The organism is Streptomyces sp. TSRI0281 (assembly GCF_001905125.1).
GTDB lineage: Bacteria > Actinomycetota > Actinomycetes > Streptomycetales > Streptomycetaceae > Streptomyces.
In genome coordinates, this window is the sequence record NZ_LWLE01000033.1 from 101,023 (window position 1) to 121,389 (window position 20,367).

21 protein-coding genes are annotated in these 20,367 nt (G+C 71.7%); 13 read left to right on the forward strand and 8 right to left on the reverse strand.

Annotated elements, in window-relative coordinates:
* Nucleotides 1-3: 3 nt before the first annotated feature.
* From gvpJ to A6A29_RS29635, 8 genes are all read left to right on the forward strand, one after another.
* Nucleotides 4-456: a gas vesicle protein GvpJ gene (gene gvpJ, locus A6A29_RS29600; RefSeq protein WP_073724618.1), complete on the forward strand. Its 453-nt coding sequence runs from the start codon at nucleotides 4-6 to the stop codon at nucleotides 454-456.
* Nucleotides 457-459: 3 nt separating this feature from the next.
* Nucleotides 460-1,200: a GvpL/GvpF family gas vesicle protein gene (locus A6A29_RS29605; protein ID WP_073724620.1), complete on the forward strand. Its 741-nt coding sequence runs from the start codon at nucleotides 460-462 to the stop codon at nucleotides 1,198-1,200.
* 1 nt (nucleotide 1,201) lies between these two features.
* A complete protein-coding gene (locus tag A6A29_RS29610; RefSeq protein WP_073724622.1) occupies nucleotides 1,202-1,450 on the forward strand; it encodes a gas vesicle protein GvpG in 249 nt (82 codons plus the stop codon).
* Entirely contained in the window at nucleotides 1,447-1,818 is a 372-nt protein-coding gene (locus A6A29_RS29615; RefSeq protein WP_073724624.1) for a gas vesicle protein, read from the forward strand. Before A6A29_RS29610 ends, A6A29_RS29615 begins: the two co-directional genes overlap by 4 nt.
* The gene (locus A6A29_RS29620) at nucleotides 1,815-2,687 is read left to right on the forward strand and encodes a GvpL/GvpF family gas vesicle protein (RefSeq protein ID WP_073724626.1); all 873 of its coding nucleotides are present in this window, start codon (nucleotides 1,815-1,817) and stop codon (nucleotides 2,685-2,687) included. The genes A6A29_RS29615 and A6A29_RS29620 overlap by 4 nt, the downstream gene beginning before the upstream one ends.
* Complete coding sequence (locus A6A29_RS29625) at nucleotides 2,671-2,901, forward strand: gas vesicle protein (RefSeq protein ID WP_073724628.1); 231 nt, start codon at nucleotides 2,671-2,673, stop codon at nucleotides 2,899-2,901. The genes A6A29_RS29620 and A6A29_RS29625 overlap by 17 nt, the downstream gene beginning before the upstream one ends.
* Nucleotides 2,898-3,182 (forward strand): gas vesicle protein K, encoded by a 285-nt coding sequence (locus tag A6A29_RS29630; protein WP_073724630.1) that lies wholly within the window; start codon nucleotides 2,898-2,900, stop codon nucleotides 3,180-3,182. The genes A6A29_RS29625 and A6A29_RS29630 overlap by 4 nt, the downstream gene beginning before the upstream one ends.
* 480 nt (nucleotides 3,183-3,662) lie before the next feature.
* Nucleotides 3,663-4,937 (forward strand): MFS transporter, encoded by a 1,275-nt coding sequence (locus A6A29_RS29635; protein WP_073724632.1) that lies wholly within the window; start codon nucleotides 3,663-3,665, stop codon nucleotides 4,935-4,937.
* A 687-nt stretch (nucleotides 4,938-5,624) separates the two neighbouring features.
* On the opposite strand, the gene A6A29_RS29645 is transcribed toward A6A29_RS29635, so the two are convergent.
* Together A6A29_RS29645 and A6A29_RS29650 are read right to left on the reverse strand one after the other, a co-directional pair.
* Complete coding sequence (locus A6A29_RS29645; RefSeq protein ID WP_073724634.1) at nucleotides 5,625-6,968, reverse strand: carboxyl transferase domain-containing protein; 1,344 nt, start codon at nucleotides 6,966-6,968, stop codon at nucleotides 5,625-5,627.
* Nucleotides 6,961-8,415 carry an acyl-CoA synthetase gene (locus A6A29_RS29650; RefSeq protein ID WP_073724636.1) on the reverse strand — a complete coding sequence of 485 codons (1,455 nt, stop codon included), beginning with the start codon at nucleotides 8,413-8,415 and terminating at the stop codon, nucleotides 6,961-6,963. Before A6A29_RS29650 ends, A6A29_RS29645 begins: the two co-directional genes overlap by 8 nt.
* Before the next feature lie 72 nt (nucleotides 8,416-8,487).
* Here A6A29_RS29650 and A6A29_RS29655 point away from each other — a divergent pair, with 72 nt between their 5' ends.
* On the forward strand, nucleotides 8,488-9,579 hold the full coding sequence (locus A6A29_RS29655; protein WP_079183086.1) for a glycoside hydrolase family 99 protein: 1,092 nt from the start codon (nucleotides 8,488-8,490) through the stop codon (nucleotides 9,577-9,579).
* Between the two features lie 67 nt (nucleotides 9,580-9,646).
* Here A6A29_RS29655 and A6A29_RS29660 read toward each other — a convergent pair whose 3' ends face one another.
* Nucleotides 9,647-10,858: an MFS transporter gene (locus tag A6A29_RS29660; protein WP_073724638.1), complete on the reverse strand. Its 1,212-nt coding sequence runs from the start codon at nucleotides 10,856-10,858 to the stop codon at nucleotides 9,647-9,649.
* Nucleotides 10,859-11,056: 198 nt separating this feature from the next.
* On the opposite strand from A6A29_RS29660, the gene A6A29_RS29665 reads away from it, so the two are divergent.
* The gene (locus A6A29_RS29665) at nucleotides 11,057-11,488 is read left to right on the forward strand and encodes an Lrp/AsnC family transcriptional regulator (RefSeq protein ID WP_073724640.1); all 432 of its coding nucleotides are present in this window, start codon (nucleotides 11,057-11,059) and stop codon (nucleotides 11,486-11,488) included.
* 183 nt (nucleotides 11,489-11,671) lie between these two features.
* Here the strand turns inward: A6A29_RS29665 and A6A29_RS29670 are convergent, their stop codons facing one another.
* The 4 genes from A6A29_RS29670 to A6A29_RS29685 form a co-directional block, all read right to left on the reverse strand.
* The gene (locus tag A6A29_RS29670) at nucleotides 11,672-13,303 is read right to left on the reverse strand and encodes a GAF domain-containing sensor histidine kinase (protein WP_079183103.1); all 1,632 of its coding nucleotides are present in this window, start codon (nucleotides 13,301-13,303) and stop codon (nucleotides 11,672-11,674) included.
* 21 nt (nucleotides 13,304-13,324) lie between these two features.
* Nucleotides 13,325-14,362, reverse strand: coding sequence for a rod shape-determining protein (locus A6A29_RS29675; protein WP_073724642.1), 1,038 nt, complete (start codon nucleotides 14,360-14,362; stop codon nucleotides 13,325-13,327).
* 188 nt (nucleotides 14,363-14,550) lie between these two features.
* On the reverse strand, nucleotides 14,551-15,144 hold the full coding sequence (locus tag A6A29_RS29680) for a hypothetical protein (protein WP_073724644.1): 594 nt from the start codon (nucleotides 15,142-15,144) through the stop codon (nucleotides 14,551-14,553).
* Between the two features lie 149 nt (nucleotides 15,145-15,293).
* Nucleotides 15,294-15,722 (reverse strand): MarR family winged helix-turn-helix transcriptional regulator, encoded by a 429-nt coding sequence (locus tag A6A29_RS29685; protein WP_073725437.1) that lies wholly within the window; start codon nucleotides 15,720-15,722, stop codon nucleotides 15,294-15,296.
* Between the two features lie 138 nt (nucleotides 15,723-15,860).
* On the opposite strand from A6A29_RS29685, the gene A6A29_RS29690 reads away from it, so the two are divergent.
* The 3 genes from A6A29_RS29690 to A6A29_RS29700 all read left to right on the forward strand — a co-directional run bounded on the left by A6A29_RS29690 (nucleotide 15,861) and on the right by A6A29_RS29700 (nucleotide 18,341).
* On the forward strand, nucleotides 15,861-16,880 hold the full coding sequence (locus A6A29_RS29690) for an NADP-dependent oxidoreductase (RefSeq protein WP_073724646.1): 1,020 nt from the start codon (nucleotides 15,861-15,863) through the stop codon (nucleotides 16,878-16,880).
* A 97-nt stretch (nucleotides 16,881-16,977) separates the two neighbouring features.
* The gene (locus A6A29_RS29695; RefSeq protein ID WP_073724648.1) at nucleotides 16,978-17,406 is read left to right on the forward strand and encodes an organic hydroperoxide resistance protein; all 429 of its coding nucleotides are present in this window, start codon (nucleotides 16,978-16,980) and stop codon (nucleotides 17,404-17,406) included.
* A gap of 98 nt (nucleotides 17,407-17,504) precedes the next feature.
* The gene (locus tag A6A29_RS29700) at nucleotides 17,505-18,341 is read left to right on the forward strand and encodes an EI24 domain-containing protein (protein WP_241838718.1); all 837 of its coding nucleotides are present in this window, start codon (nucleotides 17,505-17,507) and stop codon (nucleotides 18,339-18,341) included.
* A gap of 39 nt (nucleotides 18,342-18,380) precedes the next feature.
* On the opposite strand, the gene A6A29_RS29705 is transcribed toward A6A29_RS29700, so the two are convergent.
* Nucleotides 18,381-20,339 carry a flavin monoamine oxidase family protein gene (locus tag A6A29_RS29705; RefSeq protein WP_241838719.1) on the reverse strand — a complete coding sequence of 653 codons (1,959 nt, stop codon included), beginning with the start codon at nucleotides 20,337-20,339 and terminating at the stop codon, nucleotides 18,381-18,383.
* Nucleotides 20,340-20,367: the final 28 nt, after the last annotated feature.

The window sequence follows — 20,367 nt, forward strand, 5'->3', positions numbered from 1 at the left end:
CCCTTGAGCACATACAGCGAGGAGGTAGTCCGCGTTCCGCGCGCCGGCAGCCTCTATGACGTCCTGGAACTCATCCTCGACCGCGGCATGGTCATCGACATCTTTGTTCGCGTATCGCTGGTCGGCATCGAGATCCTGAAGATCGATGCGCGGATCGTCGTCGCCAGTGTCGACACCTACCTGCGGTTCGCCGAAGCCTGCAACCGCCTTGACCTGGAGAACGATTCGACCAGCAGGACGGTCCCCGAACTCTTCGGTGGCGGCATGGCCAAGAGCGTGGGCAAAGCCGGGGCGAAGAAGGCCGCGCATTCCGTGGGCGACAAGGTCAAGAAGGCCGTCGGTATCGGCGAGGACGACGAGGACGAGCAGGAGGAGGAGCGCCCGCGCCGCTCCAAGACGTCCCGTTCGCGAGGCACTGACAGCGAACGCCCCCGCCGCCGCAAGGAGGAGAGCTGACCGATGACCACTTCAGGCATGTACGTATACGGCATCGTCGACAGCTCCCACCCGCTTCCTCCCGGCGCCGTAGGAGTCGGCGATCCGCCGGCCCCGGTGCGGCTGCTGCCGGCCGGGGACCTCGCTGTCGTGGTCAGCGCGACCCACCCGGCGCTCAGGGCCCGGCGTCGCGACCTGATGGCACATCAGAACCTGCTCCTGGCCCTGGCCGAGGCCGGACCGGTGCTGCCCATGCGCTTTGGCATGGTGGCGCCGGACGAGGCCACGGTGCTGGCGGACGTCGCCGCGCGCCGAAGCGAGCACGCCGGGGTTCTGGAGCGGCTGGACGCTCGCATCGAGATGAACGTCAAGATCACGCCGGTCCAGGACAACCTGGCGGCGCTGATCCGCGAGGACCCGGTGGTGCGCAGGATCCGTGAGGAGACGCGCCGTCACCCCGGTTACGAAGCCAATGTCCGTCTGGGCGAGGCCGTAGCCGCAGGTCTGCGACGCAGGGCCGCGGCGGCAGCGGCCCGACTGCCGGTCGAATTCGCGGGGATCGCCGAGGGCATGCGCCCGGGACCGGACGTGGAGGGCTGTGTCCTGAACGCGTCGTTCCTCGTCCCCCGACGAGAGGAGGGGCGTTTCCGTCACGTCGCCGAACAGTTCGCCGCACGCCATCCGGACCGGCTGGATCTGCGGCTGACCGGACCTCTGCCGTGCTACAGCTTCGTAGCTCCGGAGCCCGTCCCGGCCAGGGCCTGACATGGGCCTGATTTCGGGTGTGCTGCTTCTTCCCCTGGCACCGGCACGCGGCGTGGTCTGGATCTCCGAACGGCTCATCGACGCGGCAGAGGCGGAGATGTACGACCCCGGGGTGATCCGGGAGCGGCTCGCTGCGCTGAGCCGCTCCCTGGACGACGGTGAAGTCGACCTCGCGCAGTTCGAACGCGAGGAGGAGCGGCTGCTGGACATTCTCGACAGGAAGTCGCCGAGACCTGGAGGCGGACCGTGACGGAACTGGACAGCTGGACCTCGGGGCCCCCGTCGCACGCGCCGTCCACAGCCAACCTGGCGGAGATTCTGGAACGGGTGCTGGACAAGGGCATCGTCATCGCCGGTGACATCAAGATCGACCTGCTGGACATCGAGCTGCTGACGATTCGCCTGCGGCTGTTCATCTCGTCCGTGGAGACAGCGAAGAAGGCGGGCATCGACTGGTGGGAGACCGATCCCGCCCTTTCCTCGCGCGCCGCGCACAACGCTCTGGCTGAGGAGAACCAGCGGCTGCGCGAGCGGATCGAGGCGCTGGAGGGCGATGACCCGGAGGAAGTCGGCGGCACCCAGGAGGCCGGCGGTAGAAGGGAGTTGCGTCGCCGATGACTGTGACACCGCATCGCGCACTCCGTTCGACCGGGAGCATCGGCGACATCGGCTCCTGCGCCACCTACGTGTTCGCCGTCTGCCGGGCGGACCACCCCGGTCAACTCGCCGCCTATGGGCATGCTGAGGGTGGGCCGTTGCGGCTTCTGGCAGTCGGCCCGCTGTGCGCCGTGGTCCAGGACGTGCCGGCGGCAGAGTTCTCCGAAGCCGCCCTGCGCGACCGGCTCGCCGACGCCTCCGAACTCGAACGCTGCGCGCGAACCCACCATGACGTCGTCACCGCGGCGGCCGCAGGCGGTCCCACGGTGCCGCTGCCGCTGGCCACGCTCTATCTCGGTGACGAGCGGGCCGACGCCGCACTCGGAGAGAACCAGGAACGCTTTCGCGTGGCGCTGGACCACATCGCCGGACGGGCCGAATGGGCGGTCAAGGTCTACCTCACCCAGTCTGACGCGGAGGCCCGGTCCGTACTGCCGGCCGCCCCCCAGACCCCCGCGCCCGATTCGCGGTCCGGGGCTCAACGGGTCTCGGGCCGCGATTACATGAACCGTCTGCGCAGCCGCCGAAACCTGCGCGAGGTACACCGGGAGAATGCCCTGGCCGCGTCCGAGCAGGTGGACAGAGTGGTGCGGGAGATGGCAGTAGATTCGGTCCGGCGTCGTCCACACGGCCCCGAGGTCACTGGCAAGGACCGGATCCAGGTCTTGAACGCGGCCTATCTGATCGCCGAGAACCGGAGCGGGGAACTGGCCGCAGCGATCGGACTCCTCCGCGACTCCGCGGATTTCAACGGCACCGAGATCGACGTCTCCGGGCCTTGGGCCCCCTACTCGTTCACGGACGGAGGAGATCTTGCACGGAACCAGTGACCCCGTCCCCTGGCAGGGCCCGGAAGCCACGGCCCCCATCGGTGTCCCCCTGGTCGATCTGCTCGACAGGGTGCTCGGTACCGGCGTCGTCATCAGCGGAGACCTGGTGATCGCCATCGCGGAGGTGCCACTGGTCCGCCTCTCTCTGCACGCCTTGCTGGCATCCGTCAGTGAACGGGTCCCCGCGCCGTGGGCCGATGGAGGGCCCCTGTGAACGACACCCGCGTGGACATCGATCCGCACAACGTCGGCCGCGACCTGGCCTCGCTGGTGCTGACCGTCGTGGAACTGCTCAGACAGCTGATGGAACGCCAGGCGATCCGCCGCTTCGACAGCGGAGAGCTGTCGGAGGAGCAGGAGGAAAGCGTGGGGACCACGCTGATGCTCCTCGACGAACGGATGACGGAACTCTGCGAGCAGCACGGGCTGCGCCGCGAGGACCTCAACCTGGACCTCGGCCCCCTCGGTACCCTGCTGTCCCACGAGATTCGTTGACGGCTCGCCATCCGGCCCGCGGGCTCTCGGCGGATATGGCGTCGGTGTGGGTCATCGGGCGGGCCTCCGGATGATCTGTGGCAGGTAATCGAAGCCGCCGAGAGCAAGAACCCCGAACGGTAGTGGGCGGGTGAACAGTTGACCGCGTTGTGGTCTCCGGTCTGCGCCCTGCGACGCAGCGGGGGAGCACATACACGGTGAGGCGAACGCCTCACCGCTCCGTATCAGGCCGGATCGAGCAGACCCCAGCAGGATGGATACGGGTGGACACGTCCGGTTCCTCGATATACCCGCAGGTGAGATGGGTCACTTGAATGGGTTCGAGTCCCACCCGCCCCACCGAGACGGATGCGGCAGGGCTGTTCCGGCCGCATCCGAGCACCCCGACCGGTTGAGACCGGAAGGGGCCGCTCCGGCGTTTGCGGGGTTGCCGGGGAGCGGTCGGCCGGGTCTTCGGCGGGGTGGTCGCTACCATCGCCTGTGACCGAAACGACCGGACAACCTGTACACCGCACGCGCATATTCGCCGACCTGACGCCGCTGCGTACGTCGGCCGACTACCGGCGGCTGTGGTTCGGGAACACGGTGTCCTGGATAGGGCAGGGCATGACGGCACTCGCCGTGTCGCTCCAGGTCTACGACATCACCGGGTCCGCCTTCTCGGTCGGGCTCATCGGGTTCTGTTCGCTCGTGCCGCTCGTCGTGTTCGGGCTGTACGGCGGGGCCGTCGCCGACACGGTCGACCGGCGCAGACTCGGGCTCTTCAGCGCCTCCGGGTCGTTCCTGCTGTCCGTGGGGCTGATGGCCGTGACGGTCGCCGGGGTGGAGCGGGTGGGGCTGCTGTACGCGGTCGTCGCCCTCCAGGCCGTCTGCTTCGCGCTCAACTCACCGGCCCGCACCTCGATGATCGCCCGGCTGCTCCCGGCCGAGCAACTGCCCGCCGCCAACGCGCTCAGCTCCATGACCAGCACGACCGGGGCGCTCGTCGGCCCGATGCTGGGCGGGCTGATCGTCGGCTGGTGGGGCTACCGGGCCGCGTACACCGTCGACGCCGTCACCTTCACCGCCTCCCTGTACGCGATGTGGCGGCTGCCCTCGATGCTCCCGGACCGGGGCGAGGAGGACGAAGGGGCCGTGAAGAAGCGGGCCTCCGTGCTGGACGGGCTGCGCTTCCTCGGGACCCGGCCCAATCTGCGGATGACGTTCTTCACCGACCTGTGCGCCATGGTGCTCGCCCACCCGCGGGCGCTGTTCCCGGTGGTCGCCGTGGTCTGGTACGGCGGTGACGCGAAGACCACCGGGCTGCTGGTCGCCGCTCCGGCGTTCGGGGCGCTGCTGGGCGGCGTGTTCTCCGGCTGGCTCGGGCGGATCAGGCGGCACGGGCTCGCGGTCGTGGTCGCCGTCGCCTGCTGGGGCTCCGGCATCGCCGTCTTCGGGCTGACCCGGCACCTCTGGCTCGGGCTGGTCCTCCTCGCGCTCGCCGGGTGCGCCGACACGATCTCCATGGTCTTCCGCAGCACCATGCTCCAGGCCGCGGTGCCGGACGAGATGCGCGGGCGGCTCCAGGGCGTCTTCATCGTCGTCGTGGCGGGCGGGCCGCGGCTCGGGGACTTCCTGGCCGGATCGGTCGCCGATCTGACCTCCCCGGCCGTGGCCGTCACCGGCGGCGGTGTCGCCTGCGTGGTCGCGGTCTCCCTGCTGGCGCTGCGGTGGCGCGGCTTCCTCCGCTACGACGCGCGGGACCCGCAGCCCTAGGGTGACCGGTACAGGGGGGTGCCTCTGTCTCCCTCGGTCAAGCGGGTGGGCAGTTTCGGTCCAGGGTCGAACTTCGACGTGGGACATGAGACTGTCCGGTCGTGTCGGAGATGACGAGTGGGTTGGAGACGGCTCTGGCCGGCGCCTCGTCTCCTTCGTGGCCGCGACGTGTTCGTGCCGGGCATGACCTCGCTTCCTTCGCTGATGTTCCTGAGGCTGCGGAAGCGTTGGTGGGTCTGTTGCTGGACGTCGGGGACACGGTGGTGATCCGGCGGACGGCGGAGGCCCTGGCCCGGGTGGGGACGGTGGCAGCCGTAAGGCTCATCGCTCTCGCGGTTGCCGAGGCCGACGACCACCGGGCCGACTGGATCCAGACCGGTGTGCATGACGCGCTCGTGGGAACGGACGGTTTGCCGGACATCGCAACGGTCTGCGGGCAGATTGCCGGGGACCCGGAAGCGGCTGTTCGTCGGGGTGCCGCGGAGGTCTCGGCGTGGGCGGACGACACGAGATCGCACCGGGTCGGGCAGGGGCCGGACCTCCCGGCAGCGTCTCCGACGGCACCCGTCGGGCCCGGGGACGCCCCCAGGTCGTGCCTTCGGCAGGAGGAGGGGGCGGGTCGGGGTGGAGGGTGAGGCGCGGAGGGGTGGAGGGTGAGGCGCGGAGGGCGTGGCCGTTACGCCCCGGTCACGCCGTCTCCTCCTCGCCCACGATCGAGCGCGCGATGCCCAGTTCGACCAGGTCCTGCGGGCGCAGCCGCAGCTGGTCGGCCGTCGCGCCGGTCTCGGCCGCCGGGCGCTTCAGGATCGCCGCCGCCAGTTCGGGGGCGATGACGGAGAAGTAACTGTCCGGTGTGACATGGGTGTTGTCCGGCGCCGCGAGGGCCAGCGCGCCACCCGAGCCGCCCTCGCCGATCACCAGGGTGGTCACCGGTACCCGGGCCGCCGCGATCGCCGCGAAGGTGTCGGCGATGGCCGCTCCCGCGCCCGCCCGTTCCGCTTCGGCGTCGTTCGCCGCTCCGGGGGTGTCGATCAGGGTGAGGACGGGGACGCCGAGCCGGTCCGCGAGCCGGATCACCCGGGCCGCCGTGCGGTACCCGGCCGGACGGGTCGGGGTGCCGCACTGGGCGACGTACGCGACCGGCCGGTCCTCGCGCAGCCCGAAGCCGCACAGCAGCCCCGCGTCCGTGCCGCCGCACCGGTCGCCGATGAGCGGCAGCAGATGGTCGAAGTAGTCCTCCAGATACGCCCCGGCGTGCGGGCGCCCCGCCGCGCGGGCCTGCTCCACGGCGTCCCGCCCGGTCTCCGGGAGACCGGTGGCCGCGAGCGCGCGCGGCACCGGCGCGGCGGGCAGGGCGTCGTGCGGCCCGAGCGCGAGCAGCCAGCGGGCCACCGTCCCGGCCAGCTCGCCCGGCGCGACGACCGCGTCGATCTGGCCCGCGGCCAGCTGACCCTCGGCGGTGTACGCGTACGGGTCCGCGTCGGCGGGCCGCACCCGGGACCCGGCGAACCCGACCTGCGCGCCCGGCAGTGCCAGCACCACATCGGCGCCCGCGCCCACCGTGGCCCAGCCGCCGCCGGTCGTGGGATCGCGCACCACCGCGATCTGCGGCAGTCCGGCGGCGCGCAGCCGGGCCGAGGCGCGGGCCACCCGCTGGAGCTGGGTCAGCGCGACCATGCCCTCCTGCATCCGGCTGCCGCCCGTCGCGACGAGGGCGACCAGCGGGATGCGCCGCTCCAGCGCCAGCGCGTACGCGGCCTCCAGCCGGTCCCCGGTGGACTGCCCCAACGAGCCGCCCAGGAAGCCGAACTCGAAGGAGACCAGCGCGCACGGCCGTCCGCCGACCGCACCGGTGCCGTAGACGACGGACTCCTCCTCGCCGGTACGCGCGGCGGCGCGGGCCCGTGCCTGCCCGTACCCGGACCAGGCGAGCGGCCCGTCGGCCGGGGCGGGGCGCTCGGGCGGACGGTGCTCGTCGAAGTCGGCGGTGACGGCGGCGAGGGCCTCGCGGGCCGTCATGCGGCTAGACATGGAGCGACCTCTTCATGATCTTGCCCAGGTCGTTGCGGGGCAGGGCGTCCAGATAGCGCACCGTGCGCGGGCGCTTGTGCGGGGCCAGCTGGGCGGCCACATGGTCCGCCAACTCCCGTTCCGACGGGGGTGATCCGGGGTCGGACGGCACCACCCAGGCGACGATCCGCTCGCCGAGGTCCGGGTCCGGTTCGCCGGTGACGGCGGCCTCGCGGACGCCCGGGTGCTCCAGCAGGGCGTTCTCGATCTCGCCCGCGCCGATCTTGTAGCCGCCGCTCTTGATCAGGTCGGTGCCCTTGCGGCCGACGATCCGGACATAGCCGTCCGGGTCCAGGGTGGCCATGTCGCCCGTACGGAACCAGCCGTCCTCGGTGTGCGCGGCGGACGTGGCGTCGGGGCGGTTGAGATAGCCGGTGAAGAGATTCGGGCCGCGGACCTGGATCTCGCCGATGGCCGCGGGGTCGTCGAGCACGGTGCCGTCCTCCTCGGTCAGCCGGAGTTCGACGCCGGGCAGTGGCGGGCCGACCGTGCCGGGGCGCGGTTCGCCGTCCGCCCGGACGCCCGTGTTCATCAGGGTCTCCGTCATGCCGTACCGCTCGATCACCCGGCGGCCGGTCGCGGCCGCGATCCGCTCGTGGTCATGGACCGGCAGCGCGGCCGAACCGGACACCAGCAGCCGGGCGTTGGCGAGCGCCCGCGCGAGGCCGTCGGACGAGGACGGGTCGGCAAGCGCTTCCGCCAGCCGGTGGTACATCGTCGGCACGCCGAACAGCATCGTGCCTCCCGCTGCCAGCTCCCGGGCCACGCCCTCGGTGGAGAACCTGCCGAGATGGCGTACCGAACCGCCACGGCGCAGCGGGCCGAGGACGCCCAGGATCAGACCGTGCACATGGAACAGGGGCAGGGCGTGTACGAGAACGTCGTCGGCGGTCCACTGCCAGGCGTCCTCCAGCGCGTCGAGCGAGGCGGCGATCGCCCGCCGGGGGAGGATCGCGCCCTTGGGCGGCCCCGTGGTGCCGGAGGTGTAGACGATCAGCGCGGGGGACTCGGGGGAGGGCTCGGGGAACGCGGAGCCGACCGGACCCGCCTCCGTGCTCACGTCCAGCCGCTCCAGTGCGGCCAGCGCGGGCGGCAGTACGTCGGCGGCCGAGGCCAGCACCATCGAGGGCGCGCTGTCGGCGACGATATGCGTCAGCTCCCGTTCGCCCGTCTTCGGGTTCAGCGGTACCGCGGGCACCCCCGCCCGCAGCGCGGCCACCACCGCGACCACGGTCCGCGCGGTGGGCGTGGCCCATACCGCGACCCGGCCCGCGCCGGTGATCCGGCCCGCGAGCGCGTCGGCGGCGGCGCTCAACTGTGCGTAGGACAGGGAGACTTCGTCGAACCGGACGGCTTCGCGTGCGGCGTGCGGGCCGGACGCGTCCTGGAGTGCGGGAAGAAGTGACATCACCCTGCGAACCCTAAGGGCTGTCCGGTCGTCCCCGGCGGGCGCGCGACGACAGCCACGGCGCCGTGCCACGTGGCCGAAACGCCCGACTGCGTTCAGTGGGCGGGCCGCGGGCGGCGGGAGGGCCCCGGATCGTCGAAGCGCTTCCGTCCGCCGGGCCGCCCTCGGAGTCGATCTCGGGCCGCCCTCAGGGCTGGTCTCGGGCCGTACCCCTGGTACGGCAACCCCGGCACGTACGGCAGCTGGCGCCACTGGCAGCAGGGCGGTCGGACCCCGCCGGAGGGCATCGGCGCCGACCTCTACCCGAAGCTCGGCCCGTACGACTCCGGTGATGTCGCCGGGGCCGTCGAGCAGCACATGAAGTGGATCGAGCAGTCGGGCGCCGGTGTCCTCGTCTACAGCTGGTGGGGACAGGGGGGTTACGAGGACTCGCTCGCCGGGCGGGTACTGGACGCCGCGGCCCGCCACGGGATCGAGGTCGCCTGGCACATCGAGCCGTACAGCGGCCGGACGGCGGCCTCCGTGGTCGACGACATCGCCTATCTGAACGGGAAGTACGGCAGCCATCCCGCCTACTACCGGGACGCCGCGCACGGGAACCGCCCGGCGTTCTACGTCTTCGAGAGCCTGAAGATCCAGGACTGGTCGGCCCTGGACGCCGTCCGCGACAGCGCCGTCGTCCTCGCCCAGACCACCGACACCACCAAGGTCGCCCACTTCGGGGGGATCTACACCTACGACGGCATCGCCGGTGCCACCGCCCCCGGCTGGAAGCAGGCGGGGGACTACGCCAAGGCCAACGGCCTGGTCTGGGCGCCCTCGGTGGCACCCGGATACATCGACGACCGTGCCGTGCCCGGCAACACCACACCCACGCTGGGCCGGAAGAACGGTGCCTCCTACGACCTGGAGTGGAGCAACGCGCTCGACCCGGCCATCGGCGGATCGCCCACCTGGGTCTCCGTCACCTCCTTCAACGAATGGCACGAGGGCAGCTCGATCGAACCGGCGTCGGGCACCCCGCCCGCCGGACACGGCTACCAGACCTTCGACGGCGCGTACGGAAAGACCGGGGCAGCCGCCGAGACGGCCTACCTGGACCGGACGGCCTACTGGGTGAAGCAGTTCACCCAGCGGCGCGCGGCGGCTCCCGCCACACGCTGACCGCCCCACGACGAACGGCGGCGTCCCGGCGGGGACGCCGCCGTTCTCCGCTCGCACGGCCGCGGCCTCAGCCGTCGCGCTTGATGTTCCGCATCCGGCCGTACGCGTACACACTGCCGGCCAGCGCCAGATCGGACAGCAGCATGAATCCGATCGAGTACGAATCCTTGGCGGTGAAGATCGCGCCCATGACCAGCGGCGGTACGAAGCCGCCGAGGCCGCCCATCGCGCCGACGATGCCGGTCACGCTGCCCACCTTCGGCTGGGGCGTCACCTGCGAGACCAGGGCGAAGACACTGCCGCTCGACGTGCCGAGCCCGGCCGCCATGACGAGCAGCGCGATCGTGCCGACCGGCATCAGATCCGGGTCGAACGCCTGGACGATCGCCATCAGTGCGGCGACCAGCAGCGCCACCGAGGTGACCAGTGCCGGGTGGATCCGGTCCGAGAGCCAGCCGCCGATCGGCCGGAAGACGACCGTGACGAGTGCGAACCCTGCCGCCTTGGTGCCGGCCTCGGTCGGCGACATGTCGTACCAGGTCTTCAGATACGTCGGCAGATACACCCCGAAGGCCACGATGCCGCCGAAGCCGATCGCGTACAGCGCCGACAGCTCCCAGGTGACCCGCAGCCGCCCGGCCTCGCCGAGCCGGTGGGCCAGTGTGTCGGTCGGGATCTGCCGGTCGGGCCGGTCGCTGACCAGGACGGCGGCGAGAATCGCGTACACCGCCAGTGCCGCCGCGACGACCAGGAACGGCAGGTTGTCCCCGTGCTCGGCGATGCGCGGAGTGAAGTAGCCCGACAGTGCCACGCCGCCCATGCCCATGCCGAACACACCGAGCGCCAGGCCCCGGTCGGCGGGCGGGAACCACGAGTTGACCAGCGGAATGCCGATCGCGAACGTGGTGCCGCCGAGCCCCAGCAGAAAGCCGACGGCGAGCATCGCCCCGTACGAGTTCTTCGCCGGGATCAGCAGCAGCACGGGCACGATCGTGAGCGCCGAGATGACCGGGAACATCAGCTTGGCGCCGTACTTGTCGGTGAGCGCACCCACCGGGATACGCCCGAGCGAACCGACGATCACCGGCACGGCCACCAGGAACGACTGCTGGAACGAGCTGAGCCCGAGCCGTTCCTTGTAGTCACCGGACATCGGCGCGATCAGGTTCCACGCCCAGAAGGTCAGCGCGAAACCGATCGTGGCCACGGCCAGATTGCGGTACGCGGCCGAGGACTGCCGGCCGGCCGGTGCGGGGGACTGCTTGACGGCTGTATCCACGGGTCAAGTGAAGGGCGCGGGGGCGCGCGGGGCCCGCTGGGTTGCTCCATGCGGGGCGCACACCGCACCGGACACCCCAATGGCCCCACGACCGCCGCCGTTTCGGACCCGTGCCCGCCCCCGCCCCCACGGGCCCCGGGCGCCCCGACGGCTCCACGAGCCCCGCCGCCGATCGGCGCGGGCTGCGAGAATCGCGGCATGGACCGGCTGGACAGGGAAATCCTCGGCATTCTCCAGGAAGACGCGCGGATCTCGTACCGCGATCTGGGCGTACGCGTCGGGCTCAGCGCCAACGCCGCGGGCGACCGGGTACGCCGTATGCGCCGCGACGGAGTCATCCGCGGCTTCACCGTCATCGTCGACCCGGCCGCCGACACCCGCTCCGGCCTGGTCGTCTTCATCGACGTGAGCCTGCGCCTCGACACGACGAACGAGGAGTTCGAGCGCTCCGTGCTGATGCTGCCCGGCATCACCGAGGTGGTGCATGTGACGGGCGGGCACGACTACCTCGTACGCGCCACGGCCGCCGACCCCGGCTCCCTGGACACGCTGCTGCGGCGGCTCAAACGGGACGCGGGCGTGGCGCACTCCAACACCAGGATCGCGCTGAGAGCGGCCCCGTCCCACTAGCCGTCCCGCACTGCCCGGACGCCGTTGTCGCGGCAGCAGTCCCGGCACCCGCCCCCGACCGTCCCGGCGCCCGGCCTCGACCGGTGTGGCACCCGGCCCCCGACCGTCCGGGCAGCCGCCCCCGACCGTCCCGGCACCCGGCCCGCACAGCTCCGGCACCCCCCGCCCCCGCACCGCCGGGTCTCAGAGCGGCGCCTGCCAGGTCACCGTCGTCGACCGGTTGCCGTCCTCGTCGCGCCCGTCGTCCGCGACCACCAGCCGCACCGCGCTCCGCCCGTCGGGCAGCCGGGCCGTCGCGTCCACCTCCACCTCGATGGCCGACACTCCGGCCCTGCGGTGCGCGGCGGCCAGCGCACCGCGCAGGGCGGTCAGCAGCTCCTGGTCCGCCGGTTCGCGCACGAGCGCGTCCACCGCCCCCGTGAAGTGCACCGAGGGCTGGAAGCCGAGGACGGCCGCCGCTCCACCGGTCTCCCGCAGCACCCGGCCGCGGAAGGTGGCGGGGACCTCCGCGGGCGGCTGCTGGAGGGCGAAGATCGTCGTGCGGACCTCCTGAATGGTGGAGTCCAGCTCGTCCACGGCCTTGCCGAGCAGCTCGTCGGTCTCCCCGGAGGCGGCCCGGCGGCGGGTCGACTCCAGCATCATCTCGGTCGCGAAGAGCCGCTGGACGACCAGATCGTGCAGATCCCGGGCGATCCGGTCGCGGTCCTCGTACACCGCGAGCTGCTCCCGGTTGTGCTGGGCGTCCGCCATCACCAGCGCCAGCGCCGCCTGCGAGGCGAACTGCGAGGCCAGCAGCCGGTCCACGGCCGTGTACGGGTGCTCGCCGCGCCGCCGGGGCAGCGCCAGTGTGCCGATGAGCCGGCCGCCGCTCTGCAACGGCAGCATCATGCTCGGCCCGAACCGGGACCGTACCTCGGTGGTCATCCGGGGATCGGTCGCCGAGTCGGCGATGAAGACCGGCTCGCCGCCCAGCAGCTGCACCAGGACGGGGGAGCCGGGCTCGATGGTCGTCCCCACGATGCCCGCCGGGTCGTCCAGCGTGGAGGCGGCCACGATCTCCATCCCGCCCTCGTCGGTCGGCTGGAGGATCACCCCGGCAGACGCGCCGGCGAGCACCCTGGCCCGTTCGGCGACGGTCATCAGGGCGTCGGAGGCGTTCGTGCCGGTCAGCAGGGCCGTGGTGACGGCGGCGGCCCCCTCGATCCAGCGTTCCCGCTGCCGGGCGGTCTCGTAGAGCCGGGCGTTGCCGATCGCGATCCCGGCCTGGGTGGCGAGGACCCGCAGCAGCGCCATGTCCGTGTCGGTGAAGTGCCCGGAGCGCTTCTCGGCGAGATAGAGGTTGCCGAACACCTGGGAGTGCACCCGGATCGGCGCGCCGAGGAAGGAGCGCATCGGGGGGTGTCCCGGCGGCAGTCCCGCCGCCCGCGGGTTGGTGGTCAGGTCGTCGGAACGCAGGGGCTGCGGGTCCTCGATCAGAACGCCGAGGATGCCCGACCGGCCGTCCGGGAAGCCCTCGATGTGCTGCCGTTCCTCGTCGCTCATCCCGGCGGTGTACAGCTCGGTGATCCGGCCCTCTTCGGGGTCCAGGATGCCGAGTGCCCCGTAGCGCGCCTCGGTCAGCGCGGTGGCGGTCTCCGCGATCTGCTGGAGCGTGGTGCGCAGTTCGAGATCGCTGCCGACGCTGAGGACCGCCTCCAGCAGCATCGGGAGCCGGGGCTTCGCCGACCGCCGTGTGGCTGTTCCGCCGCCCGCTCCGGCCGCGCCGTGCTCTTCGGCGGTGTCCGCCGCTCCGGCCGGTCCGTGCTCTTCGGTCATGCGCATCGCCCCCTGGGCCGTTCAGCCCGCCAGCGGGTTGAGGACCAGCGGCTGGATCTTGCCGTCCAGCATGGCTCCCAGACCGAGCACGGAGCAGACGTCCGGCCGTTCGGCGATGTGCACCGGCATTCCGGTCGCGTCGCGCAGCATCTGGTCCAGGCCGGGCAGCAGTGCGCTGCCGCCCACCATCATGATCCCCCGGTCCGCGAGGTCGGCCACCAGGTCGGGCGGGCAGTCGCGGAGCACCTTGCCCAGGCCGTCGAGCACCGCGGTGAGCGGGGTGTGGATGGCCTGCCGCACGGCGGCGGTGTCCACCTGCACGGAGCGGGCCAGGCCGGTGGCCACGTCACGGCCGTGGATCTCGGTCAGGGCGGGGCCCCCGGGGGTGAGGCCGTTCCCGCTGAGCGCAAGCTGCAAGGGGCGCACGGACTGGCTCGGCAGCATCAACTCGTGGTGCTGGCGCAGATGCTGGATCACCGCGTGGTCGATGGCGTCGCCGCCGATCGGGATCCGGACGGCGGTCACGATCGAGCCGAGCGAGAGCACCGCGATCTGCGTGGTGGCGGCCCCGCACACCATGATCATGGTGGCGGTCGGCTGCTCGACCGGCAGTCCGCAGCCGACGGCCGCCGCGATCAGGGTGTCGACCAGTTCCACCCGCCGGGCGCCGAGCCCGACCAGGGTCTCCACGGCGGCGCGCTGGGCCAGCGGATCGCTGTCGTGCGGGGTGCAGGCGGCGGCGCGCAGCCGGGGCTTGCGGCGCAGCTGGCGGCGGAGCTTCTCGCCGAGCAGATGGCGCAGCATGCGCTGGGCCATCTCGATGTCGACGACGGTGCCGCCGGAGACGGGGCGGACCACCCGGATGTACGCGGGTGTGCGGCCGGTCATCTGCTCGGCGAGCGCGCCGACGGCGATGAGCGATCCGGTTCGGGTGTTGACTGCGGCGACGCTCGGCTCGTCGACGACGAGGCCGAGCCCTTTGACGTACACACGGGTCCTCGCGGCCCCGAGATCGACGGCGACATGGCAACGGCGCAACTGCTCAAGGCTGACGGTCACGGCAGGTTCTCCCGAGAGCGTTGATGTGGGGCACCGGCGGCAGCCGGTTCTCTTCGCATCGTGACGCGCCGGGAGCCCCGGCGCGCGCTGGGATGAGCCGTAAGAGGGAACGGAGCTGACGGATCGCCAAGTGAGCGCCGTGTGCGCGCCGGGCGGGCGGCGGGCCGGAGCGGCGGGCCGGTGCCTGGTCAGCCGGGCCGGCCGGGGAGCACCCGCTGGAACAGCCCCCAGGTGAACTCGGCGACGAAGGGCCGTCCGCTCTCCGGGTCGGTGATCGCGAGCGCCCATCGGGTCGGCGCGCTGCCCTCCATCGGCCGGGCCGGGGCGAACGCCCGCGCGACCTCGTCCACGGTGCACGACCACGGGAGCAGGTCCGCGGCGGTACGCAGTTCGGGGCCTGCCGTCGCCGGGGCGCGCACCAGCCACTCGTTCCATACGGCTCCGCCCGGCGCGGCCATCACCTCGAACCGCAGACCGGGCCAGAGCGGCACCGGCCACAGCAGCGCCTCGCACTCCAGGTCGCCGACCTTCCGGGGCAGGGTCAGCTCGGGCTCGCCGAGCACGGAGCGGTAGCGGCGCAGGGCCCCCTTGGACGCGCCGCCCCGGGGAGCGCGCACCATGGCCTGCCAGTGGCGGTTCGCCTCGCGCATATCGGCGAGCGAGGCGCTCAGTTCCTGTCGGGCCTCCTCGACCAGATCGGGCTGGTGGTCGGCCATCCGGCGCAGCAGGACGAGCTGGAACTGGAGGGGCCCGAACGGGGCGGGAGCGGTCATGCCGCCCATCCTCCCGTGTGCCGGACGTGCCGGACCGGCACGCGGGGGAAACTGGGCGGAGGGCCGTGCGCTCCGGGCCCGTACCGCCATGCGATAACCCCGGAGGGCCGTGCGCTCCGGGCCGTACTGCCATGCGATGGCCGGATCGCGGGATCGCCCTACAGGTCCTCGCCCAGCATCCGGCGCAGGAGGTCCCGCAGTACCGTGCGCTCCGCGTCGGAGAGGCCGGCCAGCGGCTCCCGGGCGAAGTGCAGAGAATCGCGCAGCTCCCGGGCCGTGCGGGCGCCCTTCTCCGTCGGAGCCGCCAGCTTCACCCGGCGGTCGGCCGGGTCGGGCCTGCGCTCCACCAGCTCCCGGGACTCCAGCCGGTCGACGATCCCCGTCACGTTCGACGGCTCGCACTTCAGTTTCTGGGCGATCTTCCGCATGGGCATCGGCTCCAGGGAGAGCAGCCCGAGCACCCGCGCCTGCGCCCCGGTGAGCGAGTGCGTTGCCGCGGCGCGGTCGTACTCCTCGTAGTAGCGCGCCACGACGGTGCCGATGAGCTCGACGACCTCAAGGGTCAGGGGGTCTGTACGGGTGGCCATGATGCCCAGCGTACCCATTTACTTGACAATATGAAATATTCAGGAGCATGGTTGTTTCACGTCATGAAGCTTTTTTGCCCGGCGGGAGCCCCCCGTTTGTGAGGCACTTCCGTACGACATAGAGGAGACCCCGAGCCCATGTCTGCAGCCCTTCCCACGTCCAGCCGTGAATGGCACCTCGTCGCGCGCCCGCACGGCTGGCCCAAGGCCGAGGACTTCGCGCTGCGTGAGGTCTCGGTCGTCGCCCCGGCCGAGGGCCGCGTCCTCGTCCGCAACAAGTACTTCTCGGTCGACCCGTACATGCGCGGCCGGATGAACGACGTGAAGTCGTACACCCCGCCCTTCAAGCTCGACCACCCCATGGACGGCGGCGCGGTCGGCGAGGTCATCGCCTCGAACGCCGACGGCATCGCCGTCGGCGACCACGTCCTGCACGGCCTCGGCTGGCGCGAGTACGCCGACGTGCCCGCCCAGCACGCCGTGAAGGTCGACCCGGACCTGGCCCCGCTCTCCGCCTACCTCGGCGTGCTCGGCATGACCGGTATGACCGCCTACGCGGGCCTGTTCGAGGTCGCCTCCTTCAAGGAGGGCGACACCGTCTTCGTCTCCGGCGCCGCAGGTGCGGTGGGCAGCCAGGTCGGCCAGCTGGCGCGGCTCAAGGGCGCCTCGCGCGTCATCGGCTCGGCGGGCTCCGACGAGAAGGTCAGGCTCCTCGTCGAGGAGTACGGCTTCGACGCCGCGTTCAACTACAAGAGCGGCCCGGTCCGGGACCAGCTCCAGGCCGCCGCCCCCGACGGCATCGACGTCTACTTCGACAACGTCGGCGGCGAGCACCTGGAAGCCGCGCTCGCCTCGTTCAATGTGCACGGCCGCGCCACCATCTGCGGAATGATCGCCCAGTACAACGAGACCGAGCCGGTCCCCGGCCCGCGCAACATGGCGCTGATCATCGGCAAGCGGCTGCGTCTCCAGGGCATGCTCGTCAACGATCACGCCGCGCTCCAGCCCCAGTTCGTCAAGGAGGTCGCCGGCTGGCTGGCCTCGGGCGAGCTGAAGTACGACGAGACCGTCGTCGAGGGCATCGAGCACGGCTTCGACGCCTTCCTCGGCCTGCTGCGCGGCGAGAACACCGGCAAGATGATCGTTTCCCTCGCCTGACCGCCACCCGGCCCGCTCGGCACACCCGTTAGTCTCATCCCAGGCCGTCGCGATCGTGGGCGCGAGTCGCGGCGCATCAGCAGGAGGAATCCTCAGCATGACCATCCAGAACATCGCCGTCGTCTACACCGCCGTCGCCACCGCGGAGAACGGCCGGGACGGCCGCGTCTCCTCCGACGACGGCAACCTCGACGTCATAGTCAACCCTCCGAAGGCCATGGGCGGCAGCGGCAGCGGCACCAACCCGGAGCAGCTCTTCGCGGCCGGATACAGCGCCTGCTTCCAGGGCGCACTGGGCGTCGTCGCCCGCCAGGAGAAGGCCGACATCTCCGGCTCGACCGTGACCGCGTCGGTCGGCATCGGCAAGAACGAGGCCGGTGGCTTCGGCCTGGAGGTCGCGATCAGCGCCTCCATCCCGAACGTCGACAAGGCCACCGCCCAGTCGCTCATCGAGAAGGCCCACCAGGTCTGCCCGTACTCGAACGCGACCCGCGGCAACATCAAGGTCGAGCTGTCGGTCGCCTGACCCGACCTGACCTGACCCGATCGCTCGCGCGAGGGCCGCATCCCCGTCACCGGGGGTGCGGCCCTCGCCCGTGGCCGGGCGCAAGTACCCTGACGCCCATGAGTGATCTCGGGGCGGGCTTCGGCTACTTGATGAAGGGGCAGCGCTGGGCTGTCCGGCACGGACGATGGTTCGGGTTCGGGCTGCTGCCCGGACTCGTCACCCTGATCGTGTACGCGGGCGCGCTGATCGGACTCGGTTACGGAGCCGACGACTTCGTCGCCTGGGCCACCCCGTTCGCCGACGACTGGTCCTCACCCTGGCTGGGCCTGCTGCGCAACACCCTCGTCGTCCTCGTCTTCGTCTTCGGCCTGTTCCTGGCGGTCATCACCTTCACCGCCGTGACCCTGCTGGTCGGCCAGCCGTTCTACGAGTCGCTCTCCGAGGAGGTCGACCGCAGCGAGGGCGGCGAGGTGCCCGAGTCGGGTCTGCCGCTCTGGCGCGAACTGTGGATCTCCGCCCGCGACTCCCTCCGCGTCCTGCTGCGCGTCGCCCTGTACGGAATCATCCTCTTCGCCCTCGGATTCATCCCGGTCCTCGGACAGACCGTCGTCCCCGCCATCGGCTTCTGCGTCTCCGGCTACTTCCTGTCCGAGGAACTCACCGCTGTGGCACTCCAGCGCCGTGGCATGGTGCTGAAGGACCGGCTGACCCTGCTGCGCGGACGCCGGATGCTGGTGCTCGGCTTCGGCGTTCCGCTGACGCTCGCGTTCCTGGTCCCGTTCGTCGCCGTGTTCCTGATGCCGGGCGCCGTCGCCGGAGCCACCCTGATGGTCCGTGACCTGGTCGTGCCCGAAGGCGCCGTTGGGGCCGCCGGGAGCGCCGGGAGCTGTGCGGCGAACGCTGCCCCGGCGACGGCCCCGGCGCCCCACCCGTACCCGGTCGACGGCGCCTGAGCGCGGCTCGCGCCCCGGGGGCCGGGGGCCGGGAGCCGGTCAGGCGCTGTGGACCTCCAGCGCCGTGCGGACCGCCGACTCCAGCGCCCCCTCGATCCAGGCGGGCTTGATCGAGGTGTGGCAGCCCGCGAAGTGCAACGGACCCTCGGGCGTGCGGACATCGGGGAACAGCTCGGTGTGCTGGCCGGGCAGGAGGACGGACGCCTCGCCGTACGCGTACGGGTCACGCATCCATGACTGGGTGCGGCCGACGCCCGTGTAGAAGACCTCGATGCGCTGCCCGTAGACCTCCTGCATCCCGGCCAGGGCGCGCGGGTAGCGCTCGTCGTCCTCCAGCGAGTCCCACTTCAGGGCGTCGTCGGCCCAGCTGTAGGAGGCGAGGACGACGCCGCCGGGGCTGCCGCCGACCGGGTAGGAGGGCTGGAACATGAAGCGGTTGGGGTTGTCCGTCACCGAGCCGCCGCCGAAGACATGGGCCGCCTCGGGCTGGTTGCGGGCGGTGGCCCGGCAGGCGGCGTAGTGCGCCCGCTGGCCGTCCGGGACATGGCCGGGCGGTACGGCGGGGTGGGCACCGAGCAGCGAACCGTCGGCGGGCGCCCGGCCGAGCCGGTAGGCGTCGTACAGTCCCGGGCGGACCCGGTCGAGCTGCTCCTTCCAGTCCTTCTCCTCGAACTCCCACCAGCGCAGGTTGAATTCGAGGAGGACCTTGGTCGCCGCGTCGTAATGGATCTCGGTGACCGCGCGGCGCTTGCCGTACGACATCGCGGGCTGGACCGGGATGTGGCGCAGCCCGGAGAACGGCACGGTGACGATCGCCCGGTCACCGGTGAACGTCTCACGCTCGACCGCCCCGCCGCGCCCTTCTGAGACCGTCTCGACACTGACCCCGTCCGCCCCGTGGCTGATCCGGGTGACCCGGCGGTCCAGCCGCACCAGGTCCTTGACCCGTCCGTACATGGCGTCGACCAGGGTGGCGCTGCCGGCGGGCAGTTCGAAGAACGCGGTGCCCGGGCTGATCAGCGAGGCCCCGATGAAGCTGTGCACAAAGGCGAGATGGAGTCGCGAGGTCATGTTCTCGACCGTGCCGATGAGGTCGACCGTGCGCACGTCGAGCTTGGCGGCCTCGGTCAGGAAGCGGTACATCGACCAGTGCCCGTACTCCTGGATCACCTCCGCCCAGCCCTTGACGAGGTCGGCCCCCTCCTTGCCGTCGATCTTCTTCCGTACGGGGGCGAAGGCGTCCCGCACGATCTGGGACGCGGGCGTGTTCTCGTACTTCGCGGGCACACCGAAGGAGCGGTTGACCGCCCGGGGCTTCTTCGCGTAGTCGGCGCGCCGGACCCGGACGCCGTTGACATGGATCCAGGTGCGGTTGGCCGCCCGGCCGCCGCCGTCCACATCGACGAGGTGGAAGCGGCGGCGCTTCAGGTCGAAACTGTCGATCAGCCCGGTGACCAGCGGGTGGCTGTCCGGGATACGCATCGCCCCGGCCTCGGCGTACTGCTTCGGGTCCGCGAAGGGCGCCGCGGACTTCTCGTGGCCGCCGGACCGGAAGGTCTTGATCCGGCCGCCGACCCGGTTGCCGTTGGCCTCGATGACGGTGACGGTGTGCCCGGCGGAGCGCAGCAGATGGGCCGCGGTCAGCCCGGCCGGTCCGGCACCGATGATCAGGACCTTCTTGGGGGTGCCGCCGGACCGGGGCAGGCCCGCGCCCAGCAGCACCTCCCGGTAGCGGGGCACCAGCGGCTTGTCGTTCTCGTCCCGCACCAGGATGGCGCGGGCCACGGTGAGGCAGGTGTTCCAGTCGGACCCGGACACCGCGGCGGTGACGGTACCGGCCGGGGCCGCACCGGCGGGCGAGGCGCCTGCGGCGGTCGCGGCCAGAGCGGCGGCACCGGCGGCCGCTCCGGCGACCACCTGACGCCGAGAGGGCTGCTCCGGCGAGGAGTTGGCGGAAGAAGAGTCGGAAGTGGAGTAATCCATCGAGGAGTTAGGCATAACGATCACCCTGAGGCCCGCGCGGGGC

What these genes read in the sequence shown, in the direction of transcription:
- A6A29_RS29605 (WP_073724620.1), top strand. Translation starts at nt 460, where the DNA reads ATGACCACTTCAGGCATGTACGTATACGGCATCGTCGACAGCTCCCAC.
- A6A29_RS29610 (WP_073724622.1), top strand. Translation starts at nt 1,202, where the DNA reads ATGGGCCTGATTTCGGGTGTGCTGCTTCTTCCCCTGGCACCGGCACGC.
- A6A29_RS29620 (WP_073724626.1), top strand. Translation starts at nt 1,815, where the DNA reads ATGACTGTGACACCGCATCGCGCACTCCGTTCGACCGGGAGCATCGGC.
- A6A29_RS29645 (WP_073724634.1), bottom strand. Translation starts at nt 6,968, where the DNA reads ATGTCTAGCCGCATGACGGCCCGCGAGGCCCTCGCCGCCGTCACCGCC.
- A6A29_RS29650 (WP_073724636.1), bottom strand. Translation starts at nt 8,415, where the DNA reads ATGTCACTTCTTCCCGCACTCCAGGACGCGTCCGGCCCGCACGCCGCA.
- A6A29_RS29665 (WP_073724640.1), top strand. Translation starts at nt 11,057, where the DNA reads ATGGACCGGCTGGACAGGGAAATCCTCGGCATTCTCCAGGAAGACGCG.
- A6A29_RS29670 (WP_079183103.1), bottom strand. Translation starts at nt 13,303, where the DNA reads ATGACCGAAGAGCACGGACCGGCCGGAGCGGCGGACACCGCCGAAGAG.
- A6A29_RS29680 (WP_073724644.1), bottom strand. Translation starts at nt 15,144, where the DNA reads ATGGGCGGCATGACCGCTCCCGCCCCGTTCGGGCCCCTCCAGTTCCAG.
- A6A29_RS29685 (WP_073725437.1), bottom strand. Translation starts at nt 15,722, where the DNA reads ATGGCCACCCGTACAGACCCCCTGACCCTTGAGGTCGTCGAGCTCATC.
- A6A29_RS29690 (WP_073724646.1), top strand. Translation starts at nt 15,861, where the DNA reads ATGTCTGCAGCCCTTCCCACGTCCAGCCGTGAATGGCACCTCGTCGCG.
- A6A29_RS29695 (WP_073724648.1), top strand. Translation starts at nt 16,978, where the DNA reads ATGACCATCCAGAACATCGCCGTCGTCTACACCGCCGTCGCCACCGCG.
- A6A29_RS29700 (WP_241838718.1), top strand. Translation starts at nt 17,505, where the DNA reads ATGAGTGATCTCGGGGCGGGCTTCGGCTACTTGATGAAGGGGCAGCGC.
- A6A29_RS29705 (WP_241838719.1), bottom strand. Translation starts at nt 20,339, where the DNA reads ATGCCTAACTCCTCGATGGATTACTCCACTTCCGACTCTTCTTCCGCC.